General features: G+C 72.6%; 2 protein-coding genes. Both read right to left on the bottom strand.

Going from position 1 to position 3,737, the window contains the following annotated elements:
• Positions 1 to 5: 5 nt before the first annotated feature.
• Positions 6 to 2,264, bottom strand: coding sequence for an MMPL family transporter (locus tag D7X74_RS40430; protein WP_120538260.1), 2,259 nt, complete (start codon positions 2,262 to 2,264; stop codon positions 6 to 8).
• Complete coding sequence (locus D7X74_RS40425) at positions 2,261 to 3,568, bottom strand: hydroxymethylglutaryl-CoA reductase, degradative (protein WP_120538261.1); 1,308 nt, start codon at positions 3,566 to 3,568, stop codon at positions 2,261 to 2,263. Before D7X74_RS40425 ends, D7X74_RS40430 begins: the two co-directional genes overlap by 4 nt.
• Between the last annotated feature and the right edge of the window lie 169 nt (positions 3,569 to 3,737).

The following is a 3,737-nucleotide window of genomic DNA, read 5'->3' as shown; positions in this document are numbered from 1 at the left end:
CTTGTTCATGGCGCCACCTCCCGCCCCTTCACCCGCGCACGCGAGCCTCCGGAATGGCCGGGGCCCCACCAGTTCAGGTCCCCCATGAGGCGCATCATCGAGGGGACGATGAGCACCCGGACCAGCGTGGCATCCAGCGCCACCGCGATGGCCATGCCCAACCCCATCGCCTTCACCACCACCACCGACGCCAGCGAAAAGGCCGCGAACACAGCCACCATGATGGCCGCCGCGCTGGTGATGAGTCCGCCCGTCTGCTCCAGCCCTTCGGCCACCGCGTGGGTGTTGTCCCCCGTGCGCAGCCACTCCTCGCGGATGCGGCTGAGCAGCAGCACCTCGTAGTCCATGGACAGACCGAACAGGGCGCAGAACAACAGGATGGGCAGCGACGGTTCGATGGGGCCGGGCTCGAAGCGCAAGAGCCGGTGCAGGTGCCCCTCCTGGAAGATCCACACCAGCGCCCCGAACGAGCCCGCCAGGGACAGCAGGTTCATCAGGAGCGCCTTGAGCGGCAGCACCACGGAGCGCAGGAGCACGAAGAGGACCACGCACGTCATCCCCATCACGAACCCCACCGCCGCGGGCGTGTGCTGCTTCACGAACGCTGTCGCGTCCACGTCCGAGGCCGTCTGTCCTCCCACCCGCAGCCGCCCGTCCCCCACCGCGCGGTCCTCGCGCAGCGCCCGCACCAGGTCGCGCGCCTCGCGGCTGCTGGGCGCCGAGGACGTCAGCACCTGCAACACCGCCACGCTCCCGGTGAGGTACGCGGCGCGCGCGGCCCGCAGCTCCGGCGGCACGGCCCGCGGGGGCGCTCCCGCCATCTGTTGGACGGTGGCCCGGTCCATGCCCGGCACCAGGTCCACCGCGCTCTCCACGCCCACCACGCCCGGCAGGGAGGCGATCCTCCGGCTGGCATCGAAGAGGGCGCCAGCGCGCTCCGGCGTGAAGGCATCGCCGGAGGGGAACTCCACCGCCACCAGCACGCGCGTGGCGGCCTCGCGCGGAAACAGCCGGGCCAGCGTCCGCGCGCCCTGGCGGGCCTCCGTGTGTTCGGGCAGGGCCGTGATGTCCGTGGCCGCCAGCTCCAGGCGCCGGAAGGGCAGCCCCATGGCCAGCAGGAGCGCCAGGGTGGGCAGCAGCACCCACCAGGGATGCCGCATCACCCAGGTGGCCAGCGCGTGCCATGCACCGCCGCGCCGGTTCGGATGCGCGAAGGGCAGCTTCCCCCGGTCCACCCTCGGCCCCAGCCAGGCGAGCAGCGCGGGCAGCACGGTGAGCGCGAAGAGCACCGCGAAGGCCACCACCAGCGCGCCCCCCAGCCCCATGGCGCTCAGGTACGAGCCGCGAAAGAAGAGCAGGCCCGAAAGCCCCACCGTGACGGCGAGCCCGGAGAACGCCACCGCGCGTCCCGCCGTGTCCAGCGTGCGCGCCAGGGCCTCCTGCGTCGTCAGCCCATCCGCCAGCTCCGAGCGGAAGCGGCTCACGATGAACAGCGAGTAGTCGATGGCCACCCCCAACCCGATGAGCGACACCACGTTGAGCGTGTACTGCGCCATGTTGGTGTAGCGCGACAACAGCAGCACGCCCGCCACGCCGCAGAGCACCGCCAGTCCGCCCACCACCAGCGGCAGCATGGCCGCCACCACCGTGCGGAACACCCACAGCAACACCAGCAGCGCCAGCGGGAACGAGAGCAGCTCCGCGCGCAGCAGGTCGTGCTCCAGCAGCTCGTTCAGAGCGTGCACGAAGGCCACCTTGCCGGTGAGCGTCGTCTGGAAGCGTGGATCCTCCAGCGCCGCGCGCACGGCGGGGAACGCGGCGGTCGCCTCGCGCTCGCCCCCCTTGAGCCGCACCAGCGCCAGCAGGTCGTGGCCCGTCTTCGACACGAAGCGGGCGCGGAAGGCCTCGGGGGCTCCCACGGGCGACACCACCGCTTCGACCTCCGGCAGCCGCTGCACGCGCTCCAGCACCGAGCCCACCGCCTGGGTGAAGCGCGGGTCGTCGGTCGTCCAGTCGTCGCGGTGGAAGATGACCGCCAGCGTCTGGTCCATCGAGCCCGCGGCGGCGCCCCGGGCCAGCGCCTCCGCCCGCGAGGACTCGATGCCGTCGATGGTGCCGGTGGTGAGGTGGCCTCCCTGGAGCAGCCCATACACAGCCAGCGCCAGGAGCACGCCGCCGCCGCCCAGCACCCAGCCCCAGTGCCGGTACACGCCCCGGGCCAGCCTGGCGAACAGGGAGGGTGACGCGCTCGTCGGCTCGCTCATGGCGCTGTCACGGCCTGGCAGGACGCGAGGATTTCGCGCGCGGTCTCCACCTTGACGCTGCCGCGCTCCACCAGCAGCCGCGCCACCTTCTCCACGTCCAGGCCCCGGGCCCCCGCGGTCACCGCGACACACCGCGCGTGCAGCGCCATGTGCCCCTTCTGGATGCCCACCGAGCCCAGGGCGCGCACCGCCGCGAAGTTCTGCGCCAGCCCCACCGACGCGAACACCATGGCCAATTCGCGCACCGTGGTGACGCGCAGCAGCTTGAGCCCCAGCTGCGCGCCGGGGTGCACCTTGATGGGCCCGCCCACCATGCCCAGCGCCAGCGGCAGCTCGATGCGCCCCACCAGGTGGCCCTGCTCCAGCGTCCAGCGGGACAGCGGCCCGTAGCGGCCCGTGCGGCACGCGTAGGCATGGGCCCCCGCCTCGATGGCCCGCCAGTCCTGCCCCGTGGCGATGGCCACCGCGTCAATCCCATTCATCACGCCCTTGTTGTGCGTGGCCGCGCGGTAGGGGTCGGCTTCCGCGAAGCGGCTCGCCTGGAGGATGCCCTCCGCGATGTCCTCGCCCGGCAGGTCGAAGTCCGCCAGCGCCGCCAGCGGGATGCGGCACGACGCGCGCGCCAGCCGCTGGTCCGCGAGGTTGGACAGGATGCGCACGTAGACGCGGCCCCCGGTGAGCTGCTCGATGAGCGGCGCCACCCCTTCCGCCATGGTGTTCAGCAGGTTGGCGCCCATGGCCTCCTGCGTGTCCACCAGCAGGTGCACGATGAAGAGCGGCTCCCCCTGCGGCCCCTCCGGCGCGGGCAGGATGCGCACCTGCACCTCCCGCGCTCCGCCGCCCCGCCGCTGGAGCGCCGGGTGGAAGCTGTTCGCCAGGGCGAGCAGCTGCTCCCGGTGCGCCAGCAGGCGCTCCCGGGCCAGCTCCGGCGAGCCGTAGCCGGTGAGCTGCACCTGGGCGATCATCATCGACGCGTCCGCGTCCGCGGTGAAGCCGCCCGCGTGGCGGACCACCTTCGCCGCGTACGACACCGCGGCCACCACCGACGGCTCCTCCACCGCCATGGGCACCAGGTGGTCGCGCCCGTTGACGGTGAGGTTCAGCCCCAGCCCCAGCGGCAGGGCGAACACCCCCACCGCGTTCTCAATCATCTGGTTGAGGATTTCGAAGGACGGCGAGCCCAGGGCCCGCAGCACGTGCAGTTCCTCCGGTGAGACATCCCCCCGCCGCGCCAGCTCCCTCCACCGCGCCTCCACATCGAGGCGGTGGAACCCCGGCAGGCGTGAGGACGGAATGTCCGGCAGGACCTCCGGCAATCCATCGTCCACCCCTTCCGACATGCGACGCCCCCCATCCCTTGGACCCGTGACGCCCCAAGGAAGTGGTGACGGCCACGGAGGTTGGGCAGGGGGCTCATCCCTGGGGGCGAGGTGGCACGGGACCGTGGGGCCCCATGCCTGTGGACCCCTGGGC

The sequence above is a fragment of the Corallococcus sp. CA047B genome (assembly GCF_003612065.1).
Classification (GTDB): Bacteria; Myxococcota; Myxococcia; order Myxococcales; family Myxococcaceae; genus Corallococcus; species Corallococcus praedator.
This window is presented reverse-complemented; position numbering and strand designations above follow the sequence as displayed.